Source organism: Sphingomonas sanguinis, from assembly GCF_019297835.1.
Classification (GTDB): domain Bacteria; phylum Pseudomonadota; class Alphaproteobacteria; order Sphingomonadales; family Sphingomonadaceae; genus Sphingomonas; species Sphingomonas sanguinis_D.
Genome location: NZ_CP079203.1, coordinates 1,864,691 through 1,887,026, shown reverse-complemented (window position 1 = coordinate 1,887,026; position 22,336 = coordinate 1,864,691). Strand labels below are relative to the sequence as shown.

The following is a 22,336-nucleotide window of genomic DNA, read 5'->3' as shown; positions in this document are numbered from 1 at the left end:
CGCAATGGCTCGTTCCGTTTGGAAGGGTCCTTTCGTGGACCTCCATCTCCTGAAGAAGGCCGAAGTGGCTCAGGATGCTGGCAACCGCGCAGGTCCGATCAAGACCTGGTCGCGTCGCTCGACCATCCTGCCGTCGTTCGTCGGTCTGACCTTCAACGTCTACAACGGTCGCAAGTTCGTTCCCGTCTCGGTGAACGAGGACATGGTCGGCATGAAGCTCGGTGAATTTGCGCCCACGCGCTACTTCCCCGGCCACGCTGCCGACAAGAAGGGTAAGCGCTGATGTCGAAGCCCGCATCCCCCCGCAAGGTCGGTGACAAGGAAGCGCTGTCGGTCGGCACGCAGATCCGTGGTTCGGCGCAGAAGCTGAACCTGGTCGCGGCGCTCATCCGCGGCAAGAAGGTCGGCGACGCGATGAACATCCTCGCCTTCTCTACGAAGGCGATGGCTGTCGACGCGCGCAAGATCCTGGCCTCCGCGATTGCCAATGCCGAGAACAACCACAACCTCGACGTCGACTCGCTCGTCGTCGCCGAGGCGTCGGTCGGCAAGTCGATCACCATGAAGCGTTTCGCGACGCGCGGCCGTGGCAAGTCCACCCGCATCCTGAAGCCGTTTTCGCGGCTCCGCATCGTCGTCCGCGAGCAGGAAGAAGCATAATGGGTCAGAAGAGCAATCCGATCGGCCTGCGTCTCCAGATCAACCGTACCTGGGACAGCCGCTGGTTCGCCGAAGGCCATGACTATGGCCGCCTGCTGCTGGAGGATCTGAAGATCCGCCAGTTCATCATGAAGACGCTGCCGCAGGCCGCGATCTCGAAGGTCGTCATCGAGCGTCCGGCCAAGCTGTGCCGCATCTCGATCTTCGCGGCGCGTCCGGGCGTGATCATCGGCAAGAAGGGCGCCGACATCGAAAAGCTTCGCAAGAAGCTGGGTTCGATGACCTCGTCCGACGTGTCGCTGAACATCGTCGAAATCCGCAAGCCCGAGATCGACGCCAAGCTCGTCGCCCAGGGCGTGGCCGACCAGCTGGAGCGCCGTATCGCGTTCCGCCGCGCCATGAAGCGTGCGGTGCAGTCCGCGCTCCGTCTGGGCGCCGAAGGCATCCGTATCACCTGCGGCGGCCGTCTGGGCGGCGCGGAAATCGCGCGTACCGAATGGTATCGTGAAGGCCGCGTTCCGCTGCACACGCTGCGTGCGAACGTCGACTATGCCGAAGCGCAGGCGCACACCGCTTATGGCGTGTGCGGCGTGAAGGTGTGGATCTTCAAGGGCGAGATCCTGGGCCATGACCCCATGGCGCAGGACCGGCTGATGATGGAGGCTCAGACCTCCGGCGTGCGCCCGGCGCGCGACGATCATCGCCGCTAAGGATCAAAGAACATGCTGCAACCAAAGCGCACCAAGTTCCGCAAGGCCTTCAAGGGCCGCATCCACGGCGATGCGAAGGGCGGCACCAGCCTGAACTTCGGTTCCTATGGCCTGAAGGCCATGGAGCCGGAGCGTATCACGGCTCGCCAGATCGAGGCGGCTCGCCGCGCGATCACCCGTCACATCAAGCGCCAGGGTCGTCTCTGGATCCGCATCTTCCCGGACGTTCCCGTCTCGTCGAAGCCTGCCGAAGTCCGCATGGGCTCGGGTAAGGGTTCGCCGGAATTCTGGGCCGCCCGCGTGAAGCCGGGTCGCATCCTGTTCGAACTCGACGGTGTCGACGGCCCGCTGGCCGCCGAGGCATTCGAGCGCGCGGCGATGAAGCTGCCCATCAAGACCAAGGTCGTTGCCCGTCTGGGCGACACCTCGCACCTCGGAGGCGAGTAATGGCCAAGACTGAATATACCGGCCAGAGCGACGACCAGCTCGTCGAGGCGCTGGGCAACCTGAAGCGTGAGCAGTTCAACCTGCGCTTCCAGGCGGCCACGAGCCAGCTCGAAAAGCCCAGCCGGGTCAAGGAAGTCCGTCGCGACATCGCGCGGATCAAGACCATCCAGGCGCAGCGCACCGCTGCGGCTGCCAAGTAAGGACCGAGACACATGCCGAAGCGCGTGCTGACCGGGGTGATTGTCTCGGACAAGACCGACAAGACGGTCGTCGTCAATGTGGAGCGGAAGGTTAAGCACCCCCTCTACGGCAAGATCATCCGTCGGTCGAAGAAGTACCACGCCCATGACGAGGCGAACGAGTACAAGGCCGGTGAGACGGTGCGGATCGAAGAGACCGCCCCGATCTCGAAGCTGAAGACCTGGAAGGTCGTCGAGCGGGTCGATACCCACATGACGCCGGAACGGGCCTCGGCCGAGGGCTGAACCCTTTGACTTCGGGCCCCGTCCCTCCGGATCGGAGGGGCGGGGTTCGGATTTGAGGGTGCCCTTCGGGGCAAAGAGCGGATTGGTCGAAAGCCGCGGGGCGACTCGCTTGCCTTTCGAGCCAGGAGTGGCTATGGGGCCTCTCCCCCTGGCGCGGACACCCGCGCCGGGGGTCGTTTTTTAAGGCGGGGTAGGGTCGGTATCCTCCCCCAGAAGAGAGAAGGAAGCGGATCCATGATCCAGATGCAGTCCAATCTCGACGTCGCTGACAACAGCGGCGCGAAGCGGGTGCAGTGCATCAAGGTGCTGGGCGGCTCGAAGCGCCGTACGGCATCGGTCGGCGACATCATCGTCGTCAGCGTCAAGGAAGCGCAGCCGCGTGGCCGCGTGAAGAAGGGCGACGTTCACCGCGCGGTGATCGTGCGTACCGCCAAGGACATCCGTCGCGCCGACGGTTCGGTGATCCGTTTCGACGGTAACGCCGCCGTGCTGGTCAACAAGAACGAGGAGCCGATCGGCACCCGTATCTTCGGCCCGGTCGTGCGTGAGCTTCGCGGTAAGAAGCACATGAAGATCATCTCGCTGGCGCCGGAGGTTTTGTAATGGCCGCTGCACGCATCAAGAAGGGTGACAAGGTCATCGTCCTGTCCGGCAAGGACAAGGGCAAGACCGGCACCGTGTCGCTGGCGATGCCGAAGGACGGCAAGGTCGTCGTGGACGGCGTCAACATCGCCACCCGTCACCGCAAGCCGACCCAGGCGAACCCGCAGGGTGGCCTGGAGCGCACCGCTGCTCCGCTGCACATCTCGAAGGTTGCGCACGTGACCGCCGATGGCAAGCCGACCCGCGTCCGTTTCGAGACGCAGGATGGCAAGAAGGTCCGCGTGGCCGTCAAGACCGGGGAGAAGATCGATGGCTGATTACAAGCCCCGCATGAAGGCTATCTATGATGATAGCATCGTCAAGGCAATGACCGACAAGTTCGGTTACAAGAACGTCAACGAGATCCCCCGGATCGAAAAGATCGTGCTCAACATGGGCGTGGGCGAAGCGACGCAGGACAAGAAGCGCGTCGACCAGGCCGCCTCCGAGATGGAGTTGATCGCGGGTCAGAAGCCCGTCATCACCAAGGCGAAGAAGTCGATCGCGCAGTTCAAGCTGCGTGAAGGCATGCCGATCGGTGTGAAGGTCACGCTGCGTCGTGAGCGCATGTACGAGTTCCTGGACCGCTTCATCACGATCGCGCTGCCGCGCGTTCGCGACTTCCGCGGCCTGAACCCGAAGTCCTTCGACGGTCGCGGCAACTATGCCTGCGGCATCAAGGAACAGATCATCTTCCCCGAAATCAACTATGACCGCATCGACAAGGTGCGCGGCATGGATGTGATCGTGACCACCTCGGCGAAGACCGACGACGAAGCGCGCGAGCTGCTCCGTCTGTTCGGCTTCCCGTTCCCCAAGGAAGACGCTGCCGACGAGAAGAAGGCGGCGTAACCGGACTGCCCCCTCTCCACGCCGGGGAGGGGGTCCTTACAGAAAGAGCTTAAGTCCATGGCGAAACTGAGTTCAATCAATAAGAACGAGAAGCGTCGCGCTCTCGTCAAGAAGTATGCGGGCAAGTACGCGAAGCTGAAGGCGATCGCGAACGACCAGAGCCTCGATGAGACCGAGCGTCTGATCGCGCGCCTCAAGATGGCCGAGATCCCCCGCAACGGCAATCCGACCCGTATCCGCAACCGTTGCGAGATCACCGGTCGCCCGCGTGCGTATTACCGCAAGTTCCGTCTCGCTCGCGTCATGCTGCGTGAACTGGCCAACAAGGGCCAGATCCCCGGCGTCACCAAGTCGAGCTGGTAAGGACCATTTGAGATGGCAGTGACCGATCCCCTGGGTGACTTGCTCACCCGCATCCGCAACGGCCAGCGTGCGCGCAAGGACTCCGTCCTGACGCCTGCGTCGAAGCTGCGCGTCCGCGTGCTCGACGTGCTTCAGCGCGAGGGCTATATCCGTGGCTACAGCGAAGAGCAGATGGGCCCCGCGGCCGGCATCCGCATCGAGCTGAAGTATTTCGAAGGCCAGCCCGCGATCAAGCATGTCGCGCGCGTGTCGAAGCCCGGCCGCCGTATCTATTCGGGCGCGCAGGACCTTCCCCGCGTTCGCAACGGCCTGGGCATCACCATCGTGTCGACGCCGCGTGGCGTTCTGTCGGACGCCGAAGCGCGTGAGCAGAACGTCGGTGGCGAAGTCCTGGCGGAGGTGTTCTGATGAGCCGCATCGGTAAGAAGGCGGTCCCGGTTCCGGCCGGCGTCACCGCGACCATCGCCGACAAGGTGCTGAGCGTGAAGGGTCCCAAGGGCACCCTCTCCATGCCGCTCGCCGACGAGATCACCTATGACGTCCAGGCGGACGCCATCGCGGTGCAGCCTGCCAACGCCACGAAGCGCGCCCGCGCGTTCTGGGGCATGCAGCGCACCATGGTGCAGAACCTCGTCACCGGCGTGACCGCAGGCTTCTCGAAGAAGCTGGTCATCACCGGCGTCGGCTACCGCGCCGCCGCGCAGGGCAAGACCCTGAAGCTGCAGCTCGGCTACAGCCACGACGTCAACATCGACGTGCCGGAAGGCCTCGAGGTGAAGACGCCGGACGCCACCACCGTCGAAATCAGCGGTGCGGACAAGCAGAAGGTCGGCCAGCTGGCCGCCGAGATCCGCCGCTGGCGCAAGCCCGAGCCGTATAAGGGCAAGGGCATCAAGTACGACGGCGAGTTCATCTTCCGCAAGGAAGGGAAGAAGAAGTAATGACCAAGGGTCTCTCTCTTTTCGAGAAGCGCCGTCGGCGCAACCGTACCGCGCTGCGTGCGCGTGCGGGCACTCGTCCGCGCCTGTCGGTGCATCGCTCGGGCAAGCACATCTATGCCCAGGTGATCGACGACGAGGCAGGTCGTACCGTGGCTTCGGCCTCGACGCTGGAGAAGGACGCACGCGGCCAGTCGGGCGCGAACGTCGCAGCGGCGACCGAAGTCGGCAAGCGCGTGGCCGAAATGGCCAAGGCCGCCGGCGTCACGCAGGTCGTTTTCGACCGTGGCGGCTTCCTGTTCCACGGTCGCGTCAAGGCGCTGGCCGAGGCGGCACGCGAAGCGGGATTGGAGTTCTAATATGGCTGACGAGAACAACGTGGCCGTTGCCGGTGCCGAAGGCGCCGCGCAGGACGCGACCCAGGGTCGTGGTCCCCGGGGCGGCCGTGGCCGTGGTCCGGGCGGTGGTGACCGCGGCCGTGGCGGCCGTGACGGCAACCGTGGTCGTCGCGACGACCGTCGCGGTGGACCTGAGGAGCAGGGCGAAGAGCTGATCGAAAAGCTCGTCCACATCAACCGCGTCTCGAAGACCGTAAAGGGCGGTAAGCGTTTCGGCTTCGCCGCGCTCGTCGTGGTCGGCGACGGCAAGGGACGTGCGGGCTTCGGTCATGGCAAGGCGCGCGAAGTGCCGGAAGCCATCTCGAAGGCGACGGCTGCCGCCAAGAAGGCGATGGTCCGCGTTCCGCTGAAGGACGGTCGCACGTTGCATCATGATGGCAATGGCCATTTCGGTGCGGGCCGCGTGACGGTGCGTTCGGCGCCTCAGGGTACCGGCATCATCGCCGGTGGTCCGATGCGCGCCATCTTCGAATCGCTCGGTGTTGCCGACGTGGTGACGAAGTCGGTCGGGACGTCGAACCCGTACAACATGATCCGTGCCACCTTCGAGGCGCTGGGCGAGCAGACCTCGCCCAAGTCGGTGGCGCAGCGTCGTGGCAAGAAGATCGCCGACCTGCTGGGTCGCGGTCACGGTGCCACCCAGCAGACTGCCGAGGCGGAAGCCGCGGCCGTCGTGGAGTAAGCGACCATGGCTACCATCAAGATCAAGCAGACCGGTTCGCCGATCCGCCGCACCAAGGACCAGCGCGCGACCCTCGTCGGCCTGGGCCTGAACAAGATGCACAAGGTCTCCGAGCTTCAGGACAGCCCTGAAGTCCGCGGCATGATCCGCAAGGTGCAGCACATGGTTCAGGTGGTGGACTGAGGCCAGACGGGATTACTTCCGCCCCGTTCGCATCGAGCGAAGTCGAGATGCAGGCCCTTGGCCTTCGACTTCGCTCAGGCTGAACGGTGGTTGGGAACAGTCCCGGTCTCAAATCCGTCACATTGAACAGTGACAAATACGGGGAAGGGGGCTATGCGGCCCCCTTCCTTTTATCCAGCGGCCGCGATTCTCAACCATCACGGCCATGCGCGAAACAAGCGAAAGCGAGTGCAAATCATGAAGCTGAACGAACTTTTCGACAACCAGGGTGCCCGCAAGTCCAAGATCCGCGTCGGTCGCGGTATCGGTTCGGGCAAGGGCAAGACCGGTGGTCGCGGCGTCAAGGGTCAGAAGAGCCGTGAGGGCGTGTCCATCGCGGGCTTCGAGGGCGGTCAGATGCCGCTCCACATGCGTCTGCCGAAGCGTGGCTTCAACAACATCTTCGCCAAGGACTATGCCGAGGTGAACCTGGGCGCGATCCAGAAGGCGATCGACTCGGGCAAGCTGAAGACCGACGGCACGATCGATCACGCCGCGCTGAAGGCCGCTGGCCTGGCGCGTGGCGGCAAGGACGGCGTGCGTCTGCTGGCCAAGGGCGAGCTGACTACCAAGCTGTCGTTCGTTGTGCAGGGCGTGTCGGCTTCGGCGCGTGAAGCCGTCGAGAAGATCGGTGGTTCGGTCGACGTGCCGCACGTCGTGCCCGCCGCCGAAAAGGCTGCCGCGAAGAAGGGCCAGACCCGCGCCGCGAAGCTCGCCGCCAAGGCCTGAACCGGATAAGATCCGCCGCTGTCGAAGGGCTTTGCCCCATGAAGACAGCGGCGGATTTTGCATCCGGGTTAGACAAGCGCGTCTTCGCGCCTATATGAGCGGCGGGGCGGTTCAAAACGCATCCCGCCGTTTTTCGTTTCCAGGATAACGCAACAGCTATGGCATCCGCAGCCGACCAGATGGCGCAAAGCATCAGCCTGGCGAAATTCGCCAAGGCCACCGACCTCAAGAAGCGGCTGTGGTTCACCATCGGCGCGCTGATCGTCTTCCGCCTGCTCAGCTATGTTCCGCTGCCGGGTGTCGACCCGACCGCGCTGGGCCTGCTGAGCCAGAAGACCACGGGCGGCGTGCTCGACTTCTTCAACACCTTTTCGGGCGGTTCGCTCAGCCGCATGTCGCTGATCGCGCTCGGCGTGATGCCGTACATCACGGCGTCGATCGTCGTGCAGCTCGCGACCTCGCTGTCGCCGCAGCTCGCCGCCATCAAGAAGGAAGGCGAGAGCGGCCGCAAGAAGCTGAACCAGTATACCCGCTACGGTACGGTGTTGCTGACCGCGATCCAGGGCTATTTCATCGCCGTGGGCCTCGAGACGCTGGGCGCCAGCCAGGGCATCCAGGCGGTGATCGAGCCGGGCATGACCTTCCGCATCGCGGCGGTCATCTCGCTGATCGGCGGTACGATGTTCCTGATGTGGCTGGGTGAGCAGATCACCAGCCGCGGTATCGGCAACGGCGTGTCGCTGATCATTATGGCGGGCATCGTCGCGCATCTGCCGACGACGCTGGTCAACCTGCTCGAAGGCGGTCGTACCGGCAGCATCGATCCGGTTCGCCTGATCGGCATCATCGTCGCGGTCGTCGTGCTCGTCCTGTTCATCTGCTTCATGGAGCGCGCCCAGCGCCGCATCCTGATCCAATACCCGAAGCGCGCGACGCAGCGGGGCATGCAGGCCGACCGCAGCCACCTGCCGCTGAAGATCAACACCGCGGGCGTGATCCCTCCGATCTTCGCGTCGTCGCTGCTCCTGATGCCGCTGACCATCTCGCAATTCGCGGGCCAGCGCGTCGCGGGTGAGAGCCGCTGGGGCGACTTCATCATCAGCCTGAACCAGTATCTGCAGCACGGCAGCCCCGTGTACATGCTGCTCTATGGTGCCGGCATCATCTTCTTCTCGTTCTTCTACACGGCGGTTGTCTTCAACCCGGAGGAGACGGCGGACAATCTGAAGCGCTATGGCGGCTTTATCCCCGGCATCCGTCCGGGCAAGAATACCGAGAATTATCTCGATTACGTGCTGACCCGCGTGACCGTGATCGGTGCGGCCTATCTGACGATCATCTGTCTGTTGCCGGAATATCTGGTCTCGGCACTGCAGATCCCCTTCTATCTGGGTGGCACCAGCCTGTTGATCGTCGTCAACGTGACCATGGATACGGTGACGCAGATTCAGAGCCATCTGCTCGCGCATCAATATGGCGATTTGATCAAGAAGGCGAAGCTGAAGGGTGGCCGCCTGCGCTGAGCGCGGGCGGATCGCCAGGGTAAAGAGGGGAGATTGACGTGGGCGTGAACATCATCCTGCTGGGGCCGCCGGGCGCGGGCAAGGGAACCCAGGCGCAGCGGCTGGTGGCCAATCGCGGCATGGTGCAGCTGTCGACCGGCGACATGCTGCGCGCAGCGGTCAAGGCGGGCACCCCCGTCGGCCTTCAGGCCAAGGCGGTGATGGACGCGGGCGAACTGGTGTCGGACGCGATCGTCTCGGCCCTGATCGGCGAGCGGCTGGACGCCGCTGAGGCGGAAGGCGGCGCGATCTTCGACGGCTATCCCCGGACCGAAGCGCAGGCGGAGGCACTGGACGTGCTGCTTGCCGAGCGCGGCAAGTCGCTCGATCACGTCATCGAGCTGGCGGTCGACGAGGACGCGCTGGTCGAGCGCATCACCGGCCGCTTCACCTGCGCATCGTGCGGGGCGGGTTATCACGACAGCTTCAAGCCGACCCAAGTCGAGGGCGTCTGCGACGTCTGCGGTTCGACCGAGTTCAAGCGTCGCCCCGACGACAATGCCGAGACGGTGCGGACGCGTATGGCCGAATATCGCGCCAAGACCGCGCCGATCCTGCCGATCTATGAAGCGCGCGGCATCGTGACGCGGGTCGATGGCATGGCGGTGATGGATGCGGTCGGGGCGGGGATCGATGCGATCCTCGATCGCTGATCCGAACCAGAGTGTTTGAAGAGAGGCGTTTCCGAAAGGAAGCGCCTCTTTTCGTTCCGGGTGGGCGCGGAGCCGTACGCAAAGCCCCTCTCCCGGCAGGGGGAGGAATTGGGGAGGGGCGAGGGCCACAAGCCGAGCGCTCGGTGAGACACCGTGGCCCTCCCCCATCCCCTCCCGCCTGCGGGAGGGGAGCGGCAAGAGGTGAAGCCGGCCTATCCTCACCTCCGTTCAGCCTGAGCGAAGTCGAAGGCCAAGGGAATTCGGTGCCGCAGGCTTTAGACGAAGGTCGCAGCGTAGCCTTCGACTTCGCTCAGGCTGAACGGAGGGCGGGAATGGTTCAATCGGGTTCGGTGTTGGGCTAAACCCGCCCCATGACCGCGCTGATCGCCGATTATTACCGCCACCTGACGGTCGACCTACGCCGCTCCGACCATACGGTGCGCGCCTATGTCGCGACGGCGGAACGGCTCTGCGGGTTCCTGTCTGCGCATTGGGGTGAGGCCGTGGACGGGGCGACCCTGGCCCGCGTCACGGCGGCAGACCTGCGCGCGTTCCTGGCCGCGCGTCGCGGGGAGGGGCTGACCGCCGCCTCGACCGCGCGGGAATTATCGGCGGTACGGACCTTCCTCCACTGGGCCGGGGTAGAGCCGCCCCCTCTCAAAGGCCCACGCCGCAAGCGTAGCATTCCGCGCCCGCAGTCCCCCGCCGACATCATGGCGCTGGGCGAGGACATGGCGGAGAACGCCGCCGAGCCGTGGATCGCGGCGCGGGACTGGGCAGTGTTGCTGCTGCTCTACGGCGCTGGCTTGCGCATCGGCGAGGCCATGGCGCTGTCTGCCGACATCCTTCCCCTGGGGGAAACGCTTCGCGTGTTGGGCAAGCGCGGCAAGACGCGGATGGTGCCGCTGCTTCCCGAGCTGCGGACCGCGATCGAGGACTATGTTCGCCAGACGCCCTATCCGCTCACCCCCGGCGAGCCGCTGTTCCGGGGGGCGAAGGGCGGGCCGCTATCGCCCGCGATCATTCGCCGCGCGGTGCAGGGCGCGCGCGAGCGATTGGGGCTGAGCGGACGGACGACGCCACATGCGCTTCGCCACAGCTTCGCCACGCATCTGCTGGGGCGGGGGGCGGATTTGCGCCAGCTACAGGAACTGCTGGGCCATGCCAGCCTCAGCTCGACGCAGATCTATACGGCGGTCGACGCCGCGCATCTGCTCGACATCTATCGTACCGCACATCCACGGGCATGACGATTGACGAATTGGTCGTCATGGCCTGATACTCTCTAGGCGGCGGGATTTGGAGCGTCTTCATGGCATTGGGTCCGACATGCCCCCATTGCGGCACCCGAGTGCCGTTCCGGCAAACCCAGTCCGGCATCGGAAAGGTCTTTGCTTGCTCGGGCTGTGGCGCGCCGCTGATCATGTCGCGGTGGCAAGGTTTTATAATCACCTTTCCGATCCTGACCGTCTACATGGTCATGCGGATCCGCTTGTCCGATGGCCCGCCATTTTGGCTCTGGACGGCCGCCATGGCGACAAGCATTATGGTGATGGCGTGGCTCTTCATGAAAGCGCGGCCAGCCGAGAGCGGCGCCTCCGAGGCCAACTAGACGCCGGGCCTGCCTATCGTTCGCTGCGCGGCTTCCAAGTGAAGACGCGCCAGAGATAGCCGCCGACCATCAGCACGGTCATCGCGATCGCGGCGGGGCCGACATAGCGGTTGATCGCCTCGAAATTGGCACCCAGCCACAGGCCCGCATAGGCGAGGATCGCGTTCCAGATCGTGCTACCCGCAAAGGTCCAGATCAGGAACTTGGCCAGCGGCATCCGCGTGATCCCGGCGGGAAGCGAGATCATCGTGCGAAAGGCGGGCATGAAGCGGAAGACGAACACCACCCATCCGCCATGCCGCACGAAGAACAGGTGCAACCGCTCGACATCGCGCCACTCCATCGTCAGCCAGCGGCCATATTTGTCAACGAAGGGGCGGAACCGCTCATAGCCGATATATCGGCCGACCGCGTACCAGGCGTAATTGCCGATTGTCGTGCCTGCCGTACCCCACAGGATCAGCGGGACCATCGCCATGTCGCCGCGCGCGACCGCCATGCCGCCCAGGCCCATAATGACCTCGGATGGGATGGGCGGCACGATATTTTCCAGCGCCATCAGCAGGAAGATACCGAAATAGCCGCCCCAGGCGATGAGGTTGAGGATGAAATCGGTCATGGGTGAAGGGATGTACCGATGAAGAGAAGGGCGGTTCCCCTAAAGCTGCCCAGAGGGGAGGGAAAGAGGCCGGGCCGCCCGCTGGCGACACTTGACGACGGGGGCGGCTTGCGCGAACCCGACGCGATGGCCGACACCCCGCAAAAATCACCTGAAACGTCGCCGGAGAAGTCGGAGACGAAGGACACGTTGCGTTTCTTCCTGAAGCTGGCGCTGTTCGTCTTCATCCTGCGCAGCCTGATCGTCACGTCCTTCGTGATCCCGTCGGAATCGATGCTGCCGCGTCTGCTGATCGGCGACTATCTGTTCGTGACCAAGTGGAATTACGGCTATTCGCGCTGGTCTTTCCCCTTCGGCCTGCCGCTGCTGCCCGGCCGTATCCTGGGGCGCGACCCGGCACGCGGCGATGTGGTGGTGTTCCGCTCGCCCGAGCCGGACGACCATGACGTCATCAAGCGGGTGATCGGCCTGCCCGGCGACACGATCCAAGTGACGAATGGTCAGGTCATCCTGAACGGGCGCGCCATCCCGAAGCAGCGGATCGCCGACTTCATCCTGCCACTGACCCCCAATTTCGACGCGAACAAGTGCGGGCCGTTCCTAGACACCGTCTCCGGCCAGCCGGTGTGCCGCTATCCCCGGTTCCGCGAGACGCTGCCGAACGGCAAGAGCTATGACGTGCTCGACCAGGGCAATTTCCCCGAGGCCGACGATACCGGCATCTATACCGTGCCTGCCGATCACGTCTTCCTGATGGGCGACAATCGCGACGACTCGGCGGATAGCCGTTTTGCCCCGCCGCGCGGCATGGGCATGATCCCGATGAACCGGCTGGAGGGCCGCGCCGCCGTGACCTTCTTCTCGACCGACGGCTCGGCCGAATGGATCAAGCCCTGGACCTGGGTGTCGGCCGCGCGCTGGAACCGGATCGGAGAAGGGTTTTGAGCGCCGTCGATGACTGGCTCGCCGGGATACTGGGTCGCGCGCCGAGCGATGCGACTCCCTTCCACCGCGCGTTGACCCATGGCAGCCAGGCCGCCGAGAATTACGAGCGGCTGGAGTTTCTGGGCGACCGGGTGCTGGGGCTGATCATGGCCGAATGGCTGTGGGAGCAGTTCCCCGCCGAGCCCGAGGGGCAGTTGTCGCGCCGTCTCAACTCGTTGGTGACGGGCGCGGTCTGCGCCGATGTCGCGCGCGACCTGGGCGTGCGCGAGCATCTGCGGCTGGGCAAGCAGGCGCGCGACGACGGCGCCTCGGATAGCGACAATGTGCTGGGCGACGTGATGGAAGCACTGATCGGCGCCTGGTATCGCGAGGCGGGGCTCGAAGCGGCGCGCGCCTTCATCCGCAAGGCGTGGGGCGACCGGGTGCATTCGCAGGGGAAAGCCCCGCAGCATCCGAAGTCGGCGCTTCAGGAATGGGCGGCCGCGCATAATCGCAAGGCGCCCGAATATGTGGTGGTCGACCGTTCGGGGCCGCACCATGCGCCGCGTTTCACTGTCGCGGTGCGGATCGGCCGCACCGCGGAAGTGACGGCGACGGGGGCCAACAAGCAGGAAGCCGAGACGGCGGCCGCGAAGGCGATGCTGGCGAAGTTGAAGGCTTGAGAAGGGGGGGCGTGGCCTTCGACTTCGCTCAGGCGGAACGGAGGTTTCGCCCTTTGACTGTCATTTACAACAGCCGTTCAACCTGAGCGAAGTCGAAGGCTACGCCCCGACCTCGCCCAGTCACCGGAGTCACCGCCCCTTGGCGGCCGCCGCTTCCTTCTTGGCCTGCACCTTCGCCCGGTGATGGCCGATGGCGCAGCCCGCGGCGGCCCCCAGCACCGCATGGCCCTTGCCGACGAAATGCCCGCCGACGCCGCCCACGGCTGCGCCCTTCAGGCAACCCTTGGCCGAGGCGGGGCCGGCGACGGTCAACAGCGCGGCGGCCGACAGGGCGGTGAGAAGGGTCTTCATAACGTCTCTCCTATCACGCGAAATCGTGGCCGGAAAAATGCGCGCGGGGCGGTGGCCGTTCCGTGATCCGACCATTACATTCTCTCCATGTGGGCGGACCGTTGCGGGAAGGGGGCGGGACCTGTACCGCTGGCTGTCATGACTGAACAACGTTGCGGCCTCGTGGCCGTCGTCGGCGCGCCCAATGCCGGCAAATCCACCCTCGTCAATGCCCTGGTCGGCCAGAAGGTCGCGATCGTCAGCCCCAAGGCGCAGACGACTCGTGCCAAGCTGCTCGGCGTCGCGATCGAGGGGGAGGCGCAGATCCTGCTGGTCGACACGCCCGGCATCTTCGAGCCGAAGCGCCGCCTGGACCGCGCGATGGTCGCCGCCGCCTGGGAAGGCGCGGAGGGCGCCGACATCCTGGCGCTGGTCGTCGACGGCAAGGGCGGCATCGGCCCCAAGATCCATGCCATCGCCGAGTCGATCGCCCACCGGCCCGAGCCGAAGCACCTGATCCTCAACAAGGTCGACATCGCCGACAAGGCGCGGCTGCTGACCCATGCGGAAAAGCTGAACGAGGTCGTGAAGTTCGACGAGACCTGGTTCATCTCGGCGCAGACGGGGGATGGCTTGCCCCAGCTTAAGACCCGGCTGGCCTCGCTGATGCCCGAGGGGCCGTGGCACTACCCCGAGGATCAGGTCTCAGACGCGACCGAGCGCGCGCTGGCCGCCGAGGTGACGCGCGAGCAGCTCTATCTCCAGCTTCACGCCGAACTGCCTTACGCCAGCGCGGTCGAAACCGAGGCCTATAAGGAGCGCGAGGACGGATCGGTCGAGATCCACCAGCAGATCCTGGTCGAACGCCCGACCCAGCGCGCCATTGTGCTGGGCAAGAACGGCGCGCGGATCAAGGAAATCGGCGCACGGTCACGGGCGCAGCTGTCCGAGCTGCTCGGGCAGAAGGTGCACCTGTACCTGCATGTGAAGGTCAAGCCGGGCTGGGACGAGGATCGTTCGGTCTACAAGGATATCGGGTTGGACTGGGTGGACTGATTTTTGGGGTTGGGGCTCGGTGAGACACCTTTGCCCTCCCCCATCCCCTCCCGCCTGCGGGAGGGGTGCGTTGCTGGGCGAACGTTAAGCGTAAACCGCGAAGTTAGGATTTGTTGAAGCGCACGTAGGTGCCGCTGGGCACACCCCTCCCGCAGGCGGGAGGGGATGGGGGAGGGCAGGGGGCTAGGCGATAGACCCGCCAAGCCGCCCCAAAGCCCACTCTACCGCCTCGACCACCACCGAGTCATCATCCCCCAACAACCCCCGCAACACCGGCACCAGCTCCGCCGCCCCGCTATTCCCCGCCGCGATCGCGGCGTTGCGCACCATCCGGTTGCGCCCGATCCGCTTGATCGGCGACCCTGAAAACACCTGTCGGAACGCGGCATCGTCCAGCGACAGCAAGTCCCCCAGCTCCGGCGCGGTCAGCTCGGCGCGCGGATGAAATGCCATGTTCGCCTGCGCCGCCGCCGCGAACTTGTTCCACGGGCACACCGCCAGACAATCGTCGCAGCCATAGATGCGGTTGCCCATCGCGACCCGGAACTCCTCAGGGATCGGCCCGGCATGTTCGATCGTCAGATAGGAAATGCAGCGCCGCGCATCGAGTTGGTACGGCGCCGGAAAAGCATCGGTCGGGCAGGCCCGCTGGCACGCGTCGCAGCGCCCGCAGGTGTCGCGCGCCACCGCATCCGGCTCCAGCGCCAGCGTGGTGTAGATTGCGCCGAGGAACAGCCAGCTGCCATGATCGCGGCTGACCAGATTGGTGTGCTTGCCCTGCCAGCCCAGCCCCGCCGCTTCGGCCAGCGGCTTTTCCATCACTGGGGCGGTGTCGACGAAAACCTTCAGGTCGCACGCCGCCTCCTGCGCCAGCCAGCGCCCGAGCGCCTTCAGCTGGCGCTTCACGACATCGTGATAATCCGCCCCCTGCGCATAGACCGAAATACGGCCGATCCGCCCCTGATCCGCCAGCCGCATCGGGTCTTCGGCGGGGGCATAGCTGACGCCGAGCGAGATGATGCTCCTCACCTCGGGCCACAGGCTGGCGGGGCTCTGCCGCTGATGCGCGCGGTCGGCCATCCAGATCATCGATCCGTGGCGTCCCTCGGCGAGCCATTGGTGTAGCCGCTCGACCGTCTTGGGTGCGGCATCGGCATGGGTGATGCCGATCGCGGCAAAGCCCAGTTCGGCCGCCTTCGCCTTGATCCGGGTTTCCAGCTTGTCTTGCGCCACATACGCCCGCTACCACAGGCGATCAGGGAGGGACAATCTGCGTGGATAATCAGTGGGCGGTCAGCGCCTCGGGCCTCGCCAAACGCTTCGGCGACCGGCGTGTCGTCGACGGCGTCGACATCGCCGTGCCGGCGGGTGCGGTGTACGGGGTGCTCGGCCCCAATGGCGCGGGCAAGACGACGACGCTTCGGATGCTGTTGGGCATCATCGAACCCGATGAGGGGGAGCGCAGCCTGCTGGGCCATGCCCACCCGCGCGACGCCAGCGATCTGGTCGGCTATCTGCCCGAGGAGCGTGGCCTGTACCCGGCGATGAAGGCGCGCGAGGCGATCGCCTTCATGGGCTCGCTGCGTGGGTTGGACTGGAAGACGGGCCGTGCGCGGGCCAACGAGCTGCTCGAGCAGGCGGGCCTGGGCCATGCCGCCGACAGCAAGATCCGCAAATTGTCCAAGGGGATGGCACAGCTGGTCCAGCTGCTCGGCTCGGTCGTCCACCGCCCGAAGCTGCTGGTGCTGGACGAGCCGTTTTCGGGGCTGGACCCGGTCAATCAGGAACGGCTGGAGGCGCTGATTCTCGGCGAGCGCGACCGGGGGGCGACGATCCTGTTCTCCACCCACGTCATGGCCCATGCCGAGCGGTTGTGCGATCGCCTCGCCATCATCGCGGGCGGGTGTCGCCGCTTCGAGGGCACGGTGGACGAGGCGCGCAGCACGCTGACCGCGCGGGTCCGCTATCGCCCGCGTGACCCGGACCGGGTGACGCCCGCGCTGCTGCCCGCCGACGCGGTGCGTGACGGCGCGGACTGGCACTTCCCGCTGCCGGAAGACGGGATCGAGCCGTTGCTGGGCCGCCTTCTGGCGGCGGGGGCGGGCATCCTGAACCTTTCGATCGAGCGTCCCAGCCTTCACGAAGCCTTTGTCCGCATCGTCGGCGAACAGGCGCAACAGGAGATGGCGGCATGAGCCCGACCCGCCGGTTGATCCGCCAGACCCTGACCATCGCGCGGCGCGATTTCATCGCGACCGTCTATACCCCGATCTTCTTGCTGTTCCTGTTCGCGCCGCTCATCATGGTGGCGTTCAGCACCATCGGCGCGATGGGCGCGGCGCAGGCGGCGGACCATGGCACCGACCGGGTACGCATCGTCGCGATCGTGCCCGGCACGGTCGCCCAAGCCTTTGTCGATGCGGATCGCCAGTCGCGCACCATCTTCCGCCGCGACGAGGAGCCACCCGAGTTGGTGACGCTGCCCCCCGCGCGCGATCCGGCGGCGCAGGCACGCGCCGCGTTCGAGTCGCCCGACTATGATGCGACCGCCGTGCTCTACGGCCCGCTTGATCGGCCGACGATCCTCTATGGTGCGCGGGGTGCGCGGGCGGCGGACTATCTGGCGGTGCTGGCCGGGGGTGCGCTTTCGGCCGAGCGGCTGGGCGGCGAACTGCCCAAGGTGACGCCGCAGAAACGGCCCTTCTCGCGGCAGCGCGCGACGCTGGGCGGGCAGAACCAGACCGCGTTCCTGGCGGTGTTCGGCGTCTTCTTCCTGACCCTGTTCCTGGCGGGGCAGGTGGTCGGTACCATGGCCGAGGAGCGGTCGAACAAGGTGATCGAGGTGCTCGCCGCCGCCGTGCCGCTGGAGGCGGTGTTCCTGGGCAAGCTGCTGGGCATGTTCGGGGTCGCGGTGCTGTTCATCACCTTCTGGGGCACGGTGCTCGGTCAGGTGGCGAGCCTGTTGCCGCCCGCCTTTGCCGGAATGGTCGGCGAATTGTCGCCTGCGATCGGCCTGCCGATGTTCACAGTGCTGTTCGTCACCTATTTTACCATGGCCTATCTGCTGCTCGGCTCGGTGTTCCTGACCATTGGGGCGCAGGCCTCGACCATGCGCGAGATCCAGATGCTCTCGCTGCCCATCACCATCGTCCAGGTCGGCATGTTCACCCTGACGCTGAGCGGCTTGTCGCAGCCGGGTAGCTGGTTGGCGCTGGTCGCCGAGGTGTTTCCGCTCTCCTCGCCCTTTGCGATGGCGGGCGTGGCGGCCGCGAGCGATACGCTCTGGCCGCATGCGGTGGCGCTGGCGTGGCAGGCGCTGTGGGTGGCGTTGTTCGTGACGCTGGGCGCGCGGCTGTTCCGGCGCGGCGTGTTGCAATCCGGCAGCACACGGCCATTCTGGCGCCGCAAGGGGGCGTAAATCCTCCCCGGTACGGGGAGGTGGCAGGGCGAAGCCCTGACGGAGGGGGGCATCCACTCGGGACGTCCTTTGCGGCACGCCCCCTCCACCATGCTGCGCATGGTCCCCCTCCCCGTGCCGGGGAGGAACTTGTCGACCTTGCCGGTCGGCATGGCCTTCCTATCTTAGGTTGATGACCGCATCCCCTTCCGATCGCCGCCATTTCCTCTCGCTGGTAGGCCTGGGTGCCTTGGGCGTGGGGCTGTCCGCCTGCGGGCGTCAGGCCGAGGCGGCGGAGCGCTTTCCGGTCGCGATGAGCGATGCGGCGTGGAAGCAGAAGCTCGGTCCTGCGGCCTATAACGTCCTGCGGCGCGAAGGGACCGAGCGGCCCTATAGCAGTCCGCTCAACGACGAGCATCGCAGCGGCATCTTCGCCTGTAAGGGCTGCGGACAGCCGCTGTTTTCATCGAAGACCAAGTTCGATAGCGGCACCGGCTGGCCCAGTTTCTGGGCACCCCTGCCGCGCGCGGTGGGGAGCGAGTCCGATCGGTCGCTGATGATGGAGCGGGTCGAGGTGCATTGCAGCCGCTGCGGCGGACATCTGGGCCATGTCTTCGATGACGGGCCGAAGCCGACCGGCAAGCGCTATTGCATGAATGGTGTGGCGATGACGTTCCAGGCGGGGTGAGTTGGGGAGGGTTTCCCCTGGCCTTCGACGACGCTCAGGCTGAACGGGATTTCGGTAGTTTGGCCGCTCGGAATTGAAGCAGGGTGTTCCACCACATCCGTTCACGCTGAGCGAAGTCGAAGCGCACGTTCAGCGCTATGGGCTGGGCCTTCTGACGCCCGGCCGAGGATTACTGGATCGGCGCCGCGAAGGTCAGGATCCCCGAAACCCGGCCACCATCACGCGAGGCGATCTGGGTGGCGGGCAGGTCGGCGACGCCGCTCTTATGGCCCGAATAGATGAAACCCTTGGTCGGATAGGCGGAGGTGCCCAGGCCGCCATTGGGGCCGTACCAGACCTTGACCATCGACCAGTCGTTGTTGGGCGAAACGTCGACGGCGCGAACGTCGCGCTCGATGCCGCCGCGACGCGACCAGTTGGCATGGGTCAGAAGGACTTCGCGGTCGCTGACGACCTTGCTGACCATGGCGACATGGCCGACGCGCATCCGGCTGGTGGATTCGAAAGCAAGGACCGAACCTTCCTGCGGGGTGTGGCCACGGTCGTAGCGACCCTCGGCCTGGCCCCACCAGGTGTTGGCGTTACCGTGGAGGTCGATGCCCGAGATTTCGCGGGCATAGGGTGCGCACTGCCAGAACTGCGCGGCAGCGGGGGTGGCCATCATCAGGCCGCACGTTGCCATCAGCGCGAATCGCACTGCGAATGCCTTGAACTTCACTGGACCCCCCGGTCGGAATGTCGGTGTGAGTTTCGATTAACCGGGGCTAAATGGATTGGAAAGCGCCGCCAGAACCATATCCGGTGAACGGTGTTTCGGCGGCGGTGACTTGAAAGGCGAGTGGCGAAACGATTTTTTCGTTCCTCGTTTCGCCGCTCGGAAGGCTCGGCTTATCGCCTCAACAGGCGATCCACCGTCACTTGCGTCACCGAGTGATAGCCGGGACGCGCCTTGTCGTAGATTCGCTTGGCCAGTCCCTGGCCCCATTCGCCCTGTCCCTGAAGCTGCTGGAACAGCGGTGCGACGAACTTGCGGCGCCCTTGCGCGGTCAGGAACTGCTCGGCCGAGGCCTCGGCGGGCGGATAGCGGTTGGCGAGCGCGAGGCGCAGCCAGGCAAAGCGGATCTCGCTATTGCCCGTCTCGTTCCAGCGGAACCGTCCGTCGAGCGCGGCGAGGCGTTCGGCGGACAGCTGGCGGGGCAACTGGTCGAGGAAGCGGACATATTCCTGCGTCGTCACCTTGTCGGGCACCGCCGATACGGGACCACCGGCCGCGAACGCCTTGGCCGCCGCGTCGATCGCGGGGAAGGCGTCGGAACGGACATGGACGGCGTTGGCGGGGATGCCCGGCTGATAGACCCATTGGTCGACGCCGATCCTCGCGTCCTCGCCGGGCTTGAGCAAATTCTTGCGCAGATCGGCCAGGAAGCCCGCGCTGGTCTGCGGCTGGAAGGCATGGCGGTCGAAATAGCCGCGCAAATACGCGTCCCAGCGAGCGCGGCCGACGACCGATTCGATGGTGCGCAGGAAGGTCGCGCCCTTGTCATAGGCGATCTGGGTCATGCCGTCGTCGGGATCGCGCTTGGCATCCAGATCGAGGTGCAGCTTGGTGTCGGGCGACTGCGGGCCGCCCGCTTCCTTCACCGCATTCTGCATGTCGGTCCAGGCGAGGTCGGCCTCCATGGCGGCGCGGCGCTTGCCATACATCGACTCCATGATCCGGTTCTCGAAATAGCTGGTGAAGCCTTCGTTCAGCCAGAAATCGTCCCAAGTCGCGTTGGTGACGAGATTGCCCGACCAGCTATGCGCCAGTTCATGCGCGATCAGGCTGACGAGGCTGCGGTCCCCCGCCAGCACGGTCGGCGTCGCGAAGGTGAGCATGGGGTTCTCCATCCCGCCGAACGGGAAGCTGGGCGGCAGGACCAGCACGTCATAGCGACCCCAGCGATAGGGGCCGTACAGCCCCTCGGCGGCGGTGACGAACTTGTCGAGCCCGGCAAACTCCCAGGCCGATTTGTCGAGCATCGCGGGTTCGGTCCAGATGCCGGTGTTGGCGCTGAGCGGCTTGAACTTCAGGTCGCCGATCGCCAGCGCGATCAGATAGGGGGCGACGGGCTTGTCCATACGATAGCTGGCGGTGTGGCGGCCATCGGCACAGGGCGTCTCGCCGGTCCGCTCGCCGCTCATCACGACGGTCAGCGCGCAGGGGGCATTGACGGTGGCGTCCCAGGTCTGGCGGATGCCGGGCGAATCCTGGGTCGGAATCCAGCTGCGGTTGAGGATCGCCTCGCCCTGGCTGAACAGATAGGGCTGTTTCTTGCCCGCCGTCTGTTCGGGTGACAGCCACTGCAGCGCCTTGGCGCCGGGCGCAGAGGCATAGGCGATCTTGACCGTGCGATTGCCGTTCAGCGTGATGGTCAGCGGCGCGCCATGCACCTTGTCGACCGCGCCGACCGTGTAGGGCAGAGGACGGTTCTGCGCGTCGGTGACGGTGACGATGCGCAGGCCGTTATCGTCAACGACCAGTTGCTTTGCATCGGGCCGGGCATCGACCGACAGAGTCGCGATCCCGCGCATCACATGGGTGTCGAAATCGGCATAGAGGTTCAGCGAGACATGGGTGACCCGCGCCTCCAGGGGCTGCGCATAGCTGTGGACGTCACGCGCATCGGGGGAGGTCAGGACCGGCGCGACGTTCGGGGCGGGGGATTGGGCGGCGAGCAGCATCGCCAGGGCGGCCAGGGACATGGGCACTCCGAATGGGACAGGATGATTGCACCATAGCCGGATCGCCGATGAATGGGAGGGCCCTGGACGCAGGGGCTTCGCATAACCAGTTAGGCGGCATGGACGAATTGACGCTGGCGGTGGTCGGGATCGACTTTCCCAATGAGGACAAGGCGCGGAGCAATCGGCGGTTCGAACTGCTCGCCTCTGCGGTCGGCGATCCGGTGAGCCTGCGTCCCGAGCCGCGCAACCGGCATGATGCGAACGCGGTCGCGGTGTTCAGCGCGCGTGACGTGCAGGTGGGCTATCTCTCCGCCGAGCGGGCACCGCTGATCGGCATGCGCATACGGCGCGGCGAGCAGGTGCGGGCGGTGTTTCAGGGCATCACAGGCTCGGTCGCCTATATCCGGGTGCGTTTCGGTGGCGGTGCGCCGACGTTGCCGTCCATCGCGGAGGCGCGGCCCGAGCAGGTCGAGGATGGCTTCTACGCCGATCCCGACGGCCCCGATTGGGGTGCGTAAGGCGGACAACAAAAAAAGGGAGCCGAAACCGGCTCCCTTTCCGTCCGCCTGAGCGGTGATGGTCCGGGCGAGGCCCAAGCCCCGCCCGTGACGATCAGTTGCTGTCCGCGTTGTCGTCCTTGACGATCGCGACAACGCCGATGGCGACGACGCCAGCAGCGATCAGAGCAGCGAGGATGCCGCCGCCGGCCAGCTTGTTGCCCTTGGCGGTCGGAGCCGAAGCGCGAACCGACTTCGAAACCGACAGGCTGGCAGCCGGGTTGGTCGGCGCAGCGGCGACCGGAGCAGCAACCAGAGCCGTGGCGGCAACAGCAGACAGGAACTTCATCATAATCAATCTCCCATGGCGAACGACCGCCAAGACGCGGTGGTGTTCATCGTCCCGATAGCGCAAAAGCATGGGCTCGTAAATTTGTTCCCGCACTGCATCAATTTTTAG

33 protein-coding genes are annotated in these 22,336 nt (G+C 65.5%); 27 read left to right on the top strand and 6 right to left on the bottom strand.

From position 1 onward, the window contains the following. Positions 1-4 precede the first annotated feature (4 nt). The 20 genes from rpsS (at position 5) to KV697_RS08670 (ending at position 10,955) form a co-directional block, all read left to right on the top strand. The gene (gene rpsS, locus KV697_RS08765; protein WP_037569384.1) at positions 5-283 is read left to right on the top strand and encodes a 30S ribosomal protein S19; all 279 of its coding nucleotides are present in this window, start codon (positions 5-7) and stop codon (positions 281-283) included. Then, positions 283-660, top strand: coding sequence for a 50S ribosomal protein L22 (gene rplV, locus KV697_RS08760; protein ID WP_042491177.1), 378 nt, complete (start codon positions 283-285; stop codon positions 658-660). The genes rpsS and rplV overlap by 1 nt, the downstream gene beginning before the upstream one ends. After that, the gene (gene rpsC, locus KV697_RS08755; protein WP_056430744.1) at positions 660-1,370 is read left to right on the top strand and encodes a 30S ribosomal protein S3; all 711 of its coding nucleotides are present in this window, start codon (positions 660-662) and stop codon (positions 1,368-1,370) included. The genes rplV and rpsC overlap by 1 nt, the downstream gene beginning before the upstream one ends. Positions 1,371-1,382: 12 nt before the next feature. Next, on the top strand, positions 1,383-1,817 hold the full coding sequence (gene rplP / locus KV697_RS08750; RefSeq protein ID WP_007406071.1) for a 50S ribosomal protein L16: 435 nt from the start codon (positions 1,383-1,385) through the stop codon (positions 1,815-1,817). Continuing rightward, positions 1,817-2,017, top strand: a complete 201-nt coding sequence (rpmC, locus tag KV697_RS08745; protein ID WP_007406063.1) for a 50S ribosomal protein L29 — start codon at positions 1,817-1,819, stop codon at positions 2,015-2,017. Before rplP ends, rpmC begins: the two co-directional genes overlap by 1 nt. A 12-nt stretch (positions 2,018-2,029) precedes the next feature. After that, the gene (gene rpsQ, locus KV697_RS08740; RefSeq protein WP_056430742.1) at positions 2,030-2,302 is read left to right on the top strand and encodes a 30S ribosomal protein S17; all 273 of its coding nucleotides are present in this window, start codon (positions 2,030-2,032) and stop codon (positions 2,300-2,302) included. A 234-nt stretch (positions 2,303-2,536) separates the two neighbouring features. After that, the gene (gene rplN / locus KV697_RS08735) at positions 2,537-2,905 is read left to right on the top strand and encodes a 50S ribosomal protein L14 (RefSeq protein WP_007406105.1); all 369 of its coding nucleotides are present in this window, start codon (positions 2,537-2,539) and stop codon (positions 2,903-2,905) included. Continuing rightward, entirely contained in the window at positions 2,905-3,222 is a 318-nt protein-coding gene (gene rplX / locus KV697_RS08730; protein ID WP_007406132.1) for a 50S ribosomal protein L24, read from the top strand. The genes rplN and rplX overlap by 1 nt, the downstream gene beginning before the upstream one ends. Beyond that, complete coding sequence (rplE, locus tag KV697_RS08725; protein WP_042491169.1) at positions 3,215-3,796, top strand: 50S ribosomal protein L5; 582 nt, start codon at positions 3,215-3,217, stop codon at positions 3,794-3,796. The genes rplX and rplE overlap by 8 nt, the downstream gene beginning before the upstream one ends. A 57-nt stretch (positions 3,797-3,853) precedes the next feature. After that, positions 3,854-4,159: a 30S ribosomal protein S14 gene (gene rpsN, locus KV697_RS08720; protein ID WP_042491166.1), complete on the top strand. Its 306-nt coding sequence runs from the start codon at positions 3,854-3,856 to the stop codon at positions 4,157-4,159. A gap of 12 nt (positions 4,160-4,171) precedes the next feature. After that, entirely contained in the window at positions 4,172-4,567 is a 396-nt protein-coding gene (gene rpsH / locus KV697_RS08715) for a 30S ribosomal protein S8 (RefSeq protein WP_042491163.1), read from the top strand. Then, positions 4,567-5,100, top strand: a complete 534-nt coding sequence (gene rplF, locus KV697_RS08710; RefSeq protein ID WP_042491159.1) for a 50S ribosomal protein L6 — start codon at positions 4,567-4,569, stop codon at positions 5,098-5,100. The genes rpsH and rplF overlap by 1 nt, the downstream gene beginning before the upstream one ends. Further along, positions 5,100-5,456, top strand: a complete 357-nt coding sequence (gene rplR / locus KV697_RS08705) for a 50S ribosomal protein L18 (protein ID WP_056430739.1) — start codon at positions 5,100-5,102, stop codon at positions 5,454-5,456. Before rplF ends, rplR begins: the two co-directional genes overlap by 1 nt. 1 nt (position 5,457) lies before the next feature. Next, on the top strand, positions 5,458-6,177 hold the full coding sequence (gene rpsE / locus KV697_RS08700; protein ID WP_082442022.1) for a 30S ribosomal protein S5: 720 nt from the start codon (positions 5,458-5,460) through the stop codon (positions 6,175-6,177). 6 nt (positions 6,178-6,183) lie between these two features. After that, entirely contained in the window at positions 6,184-6,360 is a 177-nt protein-coding gene (rpmD, locus tag KV697_RS08695; protein WP_042491154.1) for a 50S ribosomal protein L30, read from the top strand. A gap of 237 nt (positions 6,361-6,597) precedes the next feature. Further along, positions 6,598-7,128 (top strand): 50S ribosomal protein L15, encoded by a 531-nt coding sequence (rplO, locus tag KV697_RS08690; protein ID WP_219020936.1) that lies wholly within the window; start codon positions 6,598-6,600, stop codon positions 7,126-7,128. A gap of 158 nt (positions 7,129-7,286) precedes the next feature. Continuing rightward, a complete protein-coding gene (gene secY, locus KV697_RS08685) occupies positions 7,287-8,651 on the top strand; it encodes a preprotein translocase subunit SecY (protein ID WP_219020935.1) in 1,365 nt (454 codons plus the stop codon). A 44-nt stretch (positions 8,652-8,695) separates the two neighbouring features. After that, positions 8,696-9,343, top strand: a complete 648-nt coding sequence (locus tag KV697_RS08680; RefSeq protein ID WP_219021318.1) for an adenylate kinase — start codon at positions 8,696-8,698, stop codon at positions 9,341-9,343. Between the two features lie 371 nt (positions 9,344-9,714). Beyond that, positions 9,715-10,593 (top strand): tyrosine recombinase XerC, encoded by an 879-nt coding sequence (locus KV697_RS08675; RefSeq protein WP_219020934.1) that lies wholly within the window; start codon positions 9,715-9,717, stop codon positions 10,591-10,593. A 62-nt stretch (positions 10,594-10,655) separates the two neighbouring features. Next, positions 10,656-10,955 (top strand): hypothetical protein, encoded by a 300-nt coding sequence (locus tag KV697_RS08670; RefSeq protein ID WP_219020933.1) that lies wholly within the window; start codon positions 10,656-10,658, stop codon positions 10,953-10,955. 13 nt (positions 10,956-10,968) lie between these two features. Here the strand turns inward: KV697_RS08670 and KV697_RS08665 are convergent, their stop codons facing one another. Next, positions 10,969-11,574, bottom strand: a complete 606-nt coding sequence (locus KV697_RS08665; protein ID WP_219020932.1) for a DedA family protein — start codon at positions 11,572-11,574, stop codon at positions 10,969-10,971. 126 nt (positions 11,575-11,700) lie between these two features. On the opposite strand from KV697_RS08665, the gene lepB reads away from it, so the two are divergent. Next, positions 11,701-12,519 (top strand): signal peptidase I, encoded by an 819-nt coding sequence (lepB, locus tag KV697_RS08660; RefSeq protein ID WP_219021317.1) that lies wholly within the window; start codon positions 11,701-11,703, stop codon positions 12,517-12,519. Next, positions 12,474-13,181, top strand: coding sequence for a ribonuclease III (gene rnc / locus KV697_RS08655; RefSeq protein ID WP_082442042.1), 708 nt, complete (start codon positions 12,474-12,476; stop codon positions 13,179-13,181). The genes lepB and rnc overlap by 46 nt, the downstream gene beginning before the upstream one ends. Positions 13,182-13,310: 129 nt before the next feature. Here the strand turns inward: rnc and KV697_RS08650 are convergent, their stop codons facing one another. Beyond that, positions 13,311-13,532 (bottom strand): hypothetical protein, encoded by a 222-nt coding sequence (locus KV697_RS08650; RefSeq protein ID WP_056430721.1) that lies wholly within the window; start codon positions 13,530-13,532, stop codon positions 13,311-13,313. A 138-nt stretch (positions 13,533-13,670) separates the two neighbouring features. On the opposite strand from KV697_RS08650, the gene era reads away from it, so the two are divergent. Next, positions 13,671-14,567, top strand: coding sequence for a GTPase Era (gene era, locus KV697_RS08645; RefSeq protein ID WP_219020931.1), 897 nt, complete (start codon positions 13,671-13,673; stop codon positions 14,565-14,567). Between the two features lie 183 nt (positions 14,568-14,750). Here the strand turns inward: era and queG are convergent, their stop codons facing one another. After that, positions 14,751-15,800, bottom strand: coding sequence for a tRNA epoxyqueuosine(34) reductase QueG (gene queG / locus KV697_RS08640; RefSeq protein ID WP_219020930.1), 1,050 nt, complete (start codon positions 15,798-15,800; stop codon positions 14,751-14,753). Between the two features lie 41 nt (positions 15,801-15,841). Here queG and KV697_RS08635 point away from each other — a divergent pair, with 41 nt between their 5' ends. The 3 genes from KV697_RS08635 (at position 15,842) to msrB (ending at position 18,652) form a co-directional block, all read left to right on the top strand. Further along, positions 15,842-16,762 (top strand): ABC transporter ATP-binding protein, encoded by a 921-nt coding sequence (locus KV697_RS08635; RefSeq protein WP_374011400.1) that lies wholly within the window; start codon positions 15,842-15,844, stop codon positions 16,760-16,762. Continuing rightward, a complete protein-coding gene (locus KV697_RS08630; RefSeq protein WP_219020929.1) occupies positions 16,759-17,985 on the top strand; it encodes an ABC transporter permease in 1,227 nt (408 codons plus the stop codon). The genes KV697_RS08635 and KV697_RS08630 overlap by 4 nt, the downstream gene beginning before the upstream one ends. Before the next feature lie 172 nt (positions 17,986-18,157). Then, positions 18,158-18,652: a peptide-methionine (R)-S-oxide reductase MsrB gene (gene msrB / locus KV697_RS08625; RefSeq protein WP_219020928.1), complete on the top strand. Its 495-nt coding sequence runs from the start codon at positions 18,158-18,160 to the stop codon at positions 18,650-18,652. 169 nt (positions 18,653-18,821) lie between these two features. On the opposite strand, the gene KV697_RS08620 is transcribed toward msrB, so the two are convergent. Together KV697_RS08620 and KV697_RS08615 are read right to left on the bottom strand one after the other, a co-directional pair. Further along, positions 18,822-19,316: a CHAP domain-containing protein gene (locus tag KV697_RS08620; protein ID WP_257575751.1), complete on the bottom strand. Its 495-nt coding sequence runs from the start codon at positions 19,314-19,316 to the stop codon at positions 18,822-18,824. Between the two features lie 224 nt (positions 19,317-19,540). After that, a complete protein-coding gene (locus tag KV697_RS08615; RefSeq protein WP_219020927.1) occupies positions 19,541-21,397 on the bottom strand; it encodes a M1 family metallopeptidase in 1,857 nt (618 codons plus the stop codon). A gap of 98 nt (positions 21,398-21,495) precedes the next feature. On the opposite strand from KV697_RS08615, the gene KV697_RS08610 reads away from it, so the two are divergent. Further along, positions 21,496-21,897 (top strand): HIRAN domain-containing protein, encoded by a 402-nt coding sequence (locus KV697_RS08610; RefSeq protein ID WP_219020926.1) that lies wholly within the window; start codon positions 21,496-21,498, stop codon positions 21,895-21,897. A 94-nt stretch (positions 21,898-21,991) separates the two neighbouring features. On the opposite strand, the gene KV697_RS08605 is transcribed toward KV697_RS08610, so the two are convergent. Further along, positions 21,992-22,228, bottom strand: a complete 237-nt coding sequence (locus KV697_RS08605; RefSeq protein ID WP_058746830.1) for a hypothetical protein — start codon at positions 22,226-22,228, stop codon at positions 21,992-21,994. Positions 22,229-22,336: the final 108 nt, after the last annotated feature.

What these genes read in the sequence shown, in the direction of transcription:
- rpsS (WP_037569384.1), top strand. Translation starts at nt 5, where the DNA reads ATGGCTCGTTCCGTTTGGAAGGGTCCTTTCGTGGACCTCCATCTCCTG.
- rplV (WP_042491177.1), top strand. Translation starts at nt 283, where the DNA reads ATGTCGAAGCCCGCATCCCCCCGCAAGGTCGGTGACAAGGAAGCGCTG.
- rpsC (WP_056430744.1), top strand. Translation starts at nt 660, where the DNA reads ATGGGTCAGAAGAGCAATCCGATCGGCCTGCGTCTCCAGATCAACCGT.
- rplP (WP_007406071.1), top strand. Translation starts at nt 1,383, where the DNA reads ATGCTGCAACCAAAGCGCACCAAGTTCCGCAAGGCCTTCAAGGGCCGC.
- rpmC (WP_007406063.1), top strand. Translation starts at nt 1,817, where the DNA reads ATGGCCAAGACTGAATATACCGGCCAGAGCGACGACCAGCTCGTCGAG.
- rpsQ (WP_056430742.1), top strand. Translation starts at nt 2,030, where the DNA reads ATGCCGAAGCGCGTGCTGACCGGGGTGATTGTCTCGGACAAGACCGAC.
- rplN (WP_007406105.1), top strand. Translation starts at nt 2,537, where the DNA reads ATGATCCAGATGCAGTCCAATCTCGACGTCGCTGACAACAGCGGCGCG.
- rplX (WP_007406132.1), top strand. Translation starts at nt 2,905, where the DNA reads ATGGCCGCTGCACGCATCAAGAAGGGTGACAAGGTCATCGTCCTGTCC.
- rplE (WP_042491169.1), top strand. Translation starts at nt 3,215, where the DNA reads ATGGCTGATTACAAGCCCCGCATGAAGGCTATCTATGATGATAGCATC.
- rpsN (WP_042491166.1), top strand. Translation starts at nt 3,854, where the DNA reads ATGGCGAAACTGAGTTCAATCAATAAGAACGAGAAGCGTCGCGCTCTC.
- rpsH (WP_042491163.1), top strand. Translation starts at nt 4,172, where the DNA reads ATGGCAGTGACCGATCCCCTGGGTGACTTGCTCACCCGCATCCGCAAC.
- rplF (WP_042491159.1), top strand. Translation starts at nt 4,567, where the DNA reads ATGAGCCGCATCGGTAAGAAGGCGGTCCCGGTTCCGGCCGGCGTCACC.
- rplR (WP_056430739.1), top strand. Translation starts at nt 5,100, where the DNA reads ATGACCAAGGGTCTCTCTCTTTTCGAGAAGCGCCGTCGGCGCAACCGT.
- rpsE (WP_082442022.1), top strand. Translation starts at nt 5,458, where the DNA reads ATGGCTGACGAGAACAACGTGGCCGTTGCCGGTGCCGAAGGCGCCGCG.
- rpmD (WP_042491154.1), top strand. Translation starts at nt 6,184, where the DNA reads ATGGCTACCATCAAGATCAAGCAGACCGGTTCGCCGATCCGCCGCACC.
- rplO (WP_219020936.1), top strand. Translation starts at nt 6,598, where the DNA reads ATGAAGCTGAACGAACTTTTCGACAACCAGGGTGCCCGCAAGTCCAAG.
- secY (WP_219020935.1), top strand. Translation starts at nt 7,287, where the DNA reads ATGGCATCCGCAGCCGACCAGATGGCGCAAAGCATCAGCCTGGCGAAA.
- KV697_RS08675 (WP_219020934.1), top strand. Translation starts at nt 9,715, where the DNA reads ATGACCGCGCTGATCGCCGATTATTACCGCCACCTGACGGTCGACCTA.
- KV697_RS08670 (WP_219020933.1), top strand. Translation starts at nt 10,656, where the DNA reads ATGGCATTGGGTCCGACATGCCCCCATTGCGGCACCCGAGTGCCGTTC.
- KV697_RS08665 (WP_219020932.1), bottom strand. Translation starts at nt 11,574, where the DNA reads ATGACCGATTTCATCCTCAACCTCATCGCCTGGGGCGGCTATTTCGGT.
- lepB (WP_219021317.1), top strand. Translation starts at nt 11,701, where the DNA reads ATGGCCGACACCCCGCAAAAATCACCTGAAACGTCGCCGGAGAAGTCG.
- KV697_RS08650 (WP_056430721.1), bottom strand. Translation starts at nt 13,532, where the DNA reads ATGAAGACCCTTCTCACCGCCCTGTCGGCCGCCGCGCTGTTGACCGTC.
- era (WP_219020931.1), top strand. Translation starts at nt 13,671, where the DNA reads ATGACTGAACAACGTTGCGGCCTCGTGGCCGTCGTCGGCGCGCCCAAT.
- KV697_RS08630 (WP_219020929.1), top strand. Translation starts at nt 16,759, where the DNA reads ATGAGCCCGACCCGCCGGTTGATCCGCCAGACCCTGACCATCGCGCGG.
- msrB (WP_219020928.1), top strand. Translation starts at nt 18,158, where the DNA reads ATGACCGCATCCCCTTCCGATCGCCGCCATTTCCTCTCGCTGGTAGGC.
- KV697_RS08620 (WP_257575751.1), bottom strand. Translation starts at nt 19,316, where the DNA reads ATGATGGCCACCCCCGCTGCCGCGCAGTTCTGGCAGTGCGCACCCTAT.
- KV697_RS08615 (WP_219020927.1), bottom strand. Translation starts at nt 21,397, where the DNA reads ATGTCCCTGGCCGCCCTGGCGATGCTGCTCGCCGCCCAATCCCCCGCC.
- KV697_RS08610 (WP_219020926.1), top strand. Translation starts at nt 21,496, where the DNA reads ATGGACGAATTGACGCTGGCGGTGGTCGGGATCGACTTTCCCAATGAG.
- KV697_RS08605 (WP_058746830.1), bottom strand. Translation starts at nt 22,228, where the DNA reads ATGATGAAGTTCCTGTCTGCTGTTGCCGCCACGGCTCTGGTTGCTGCT.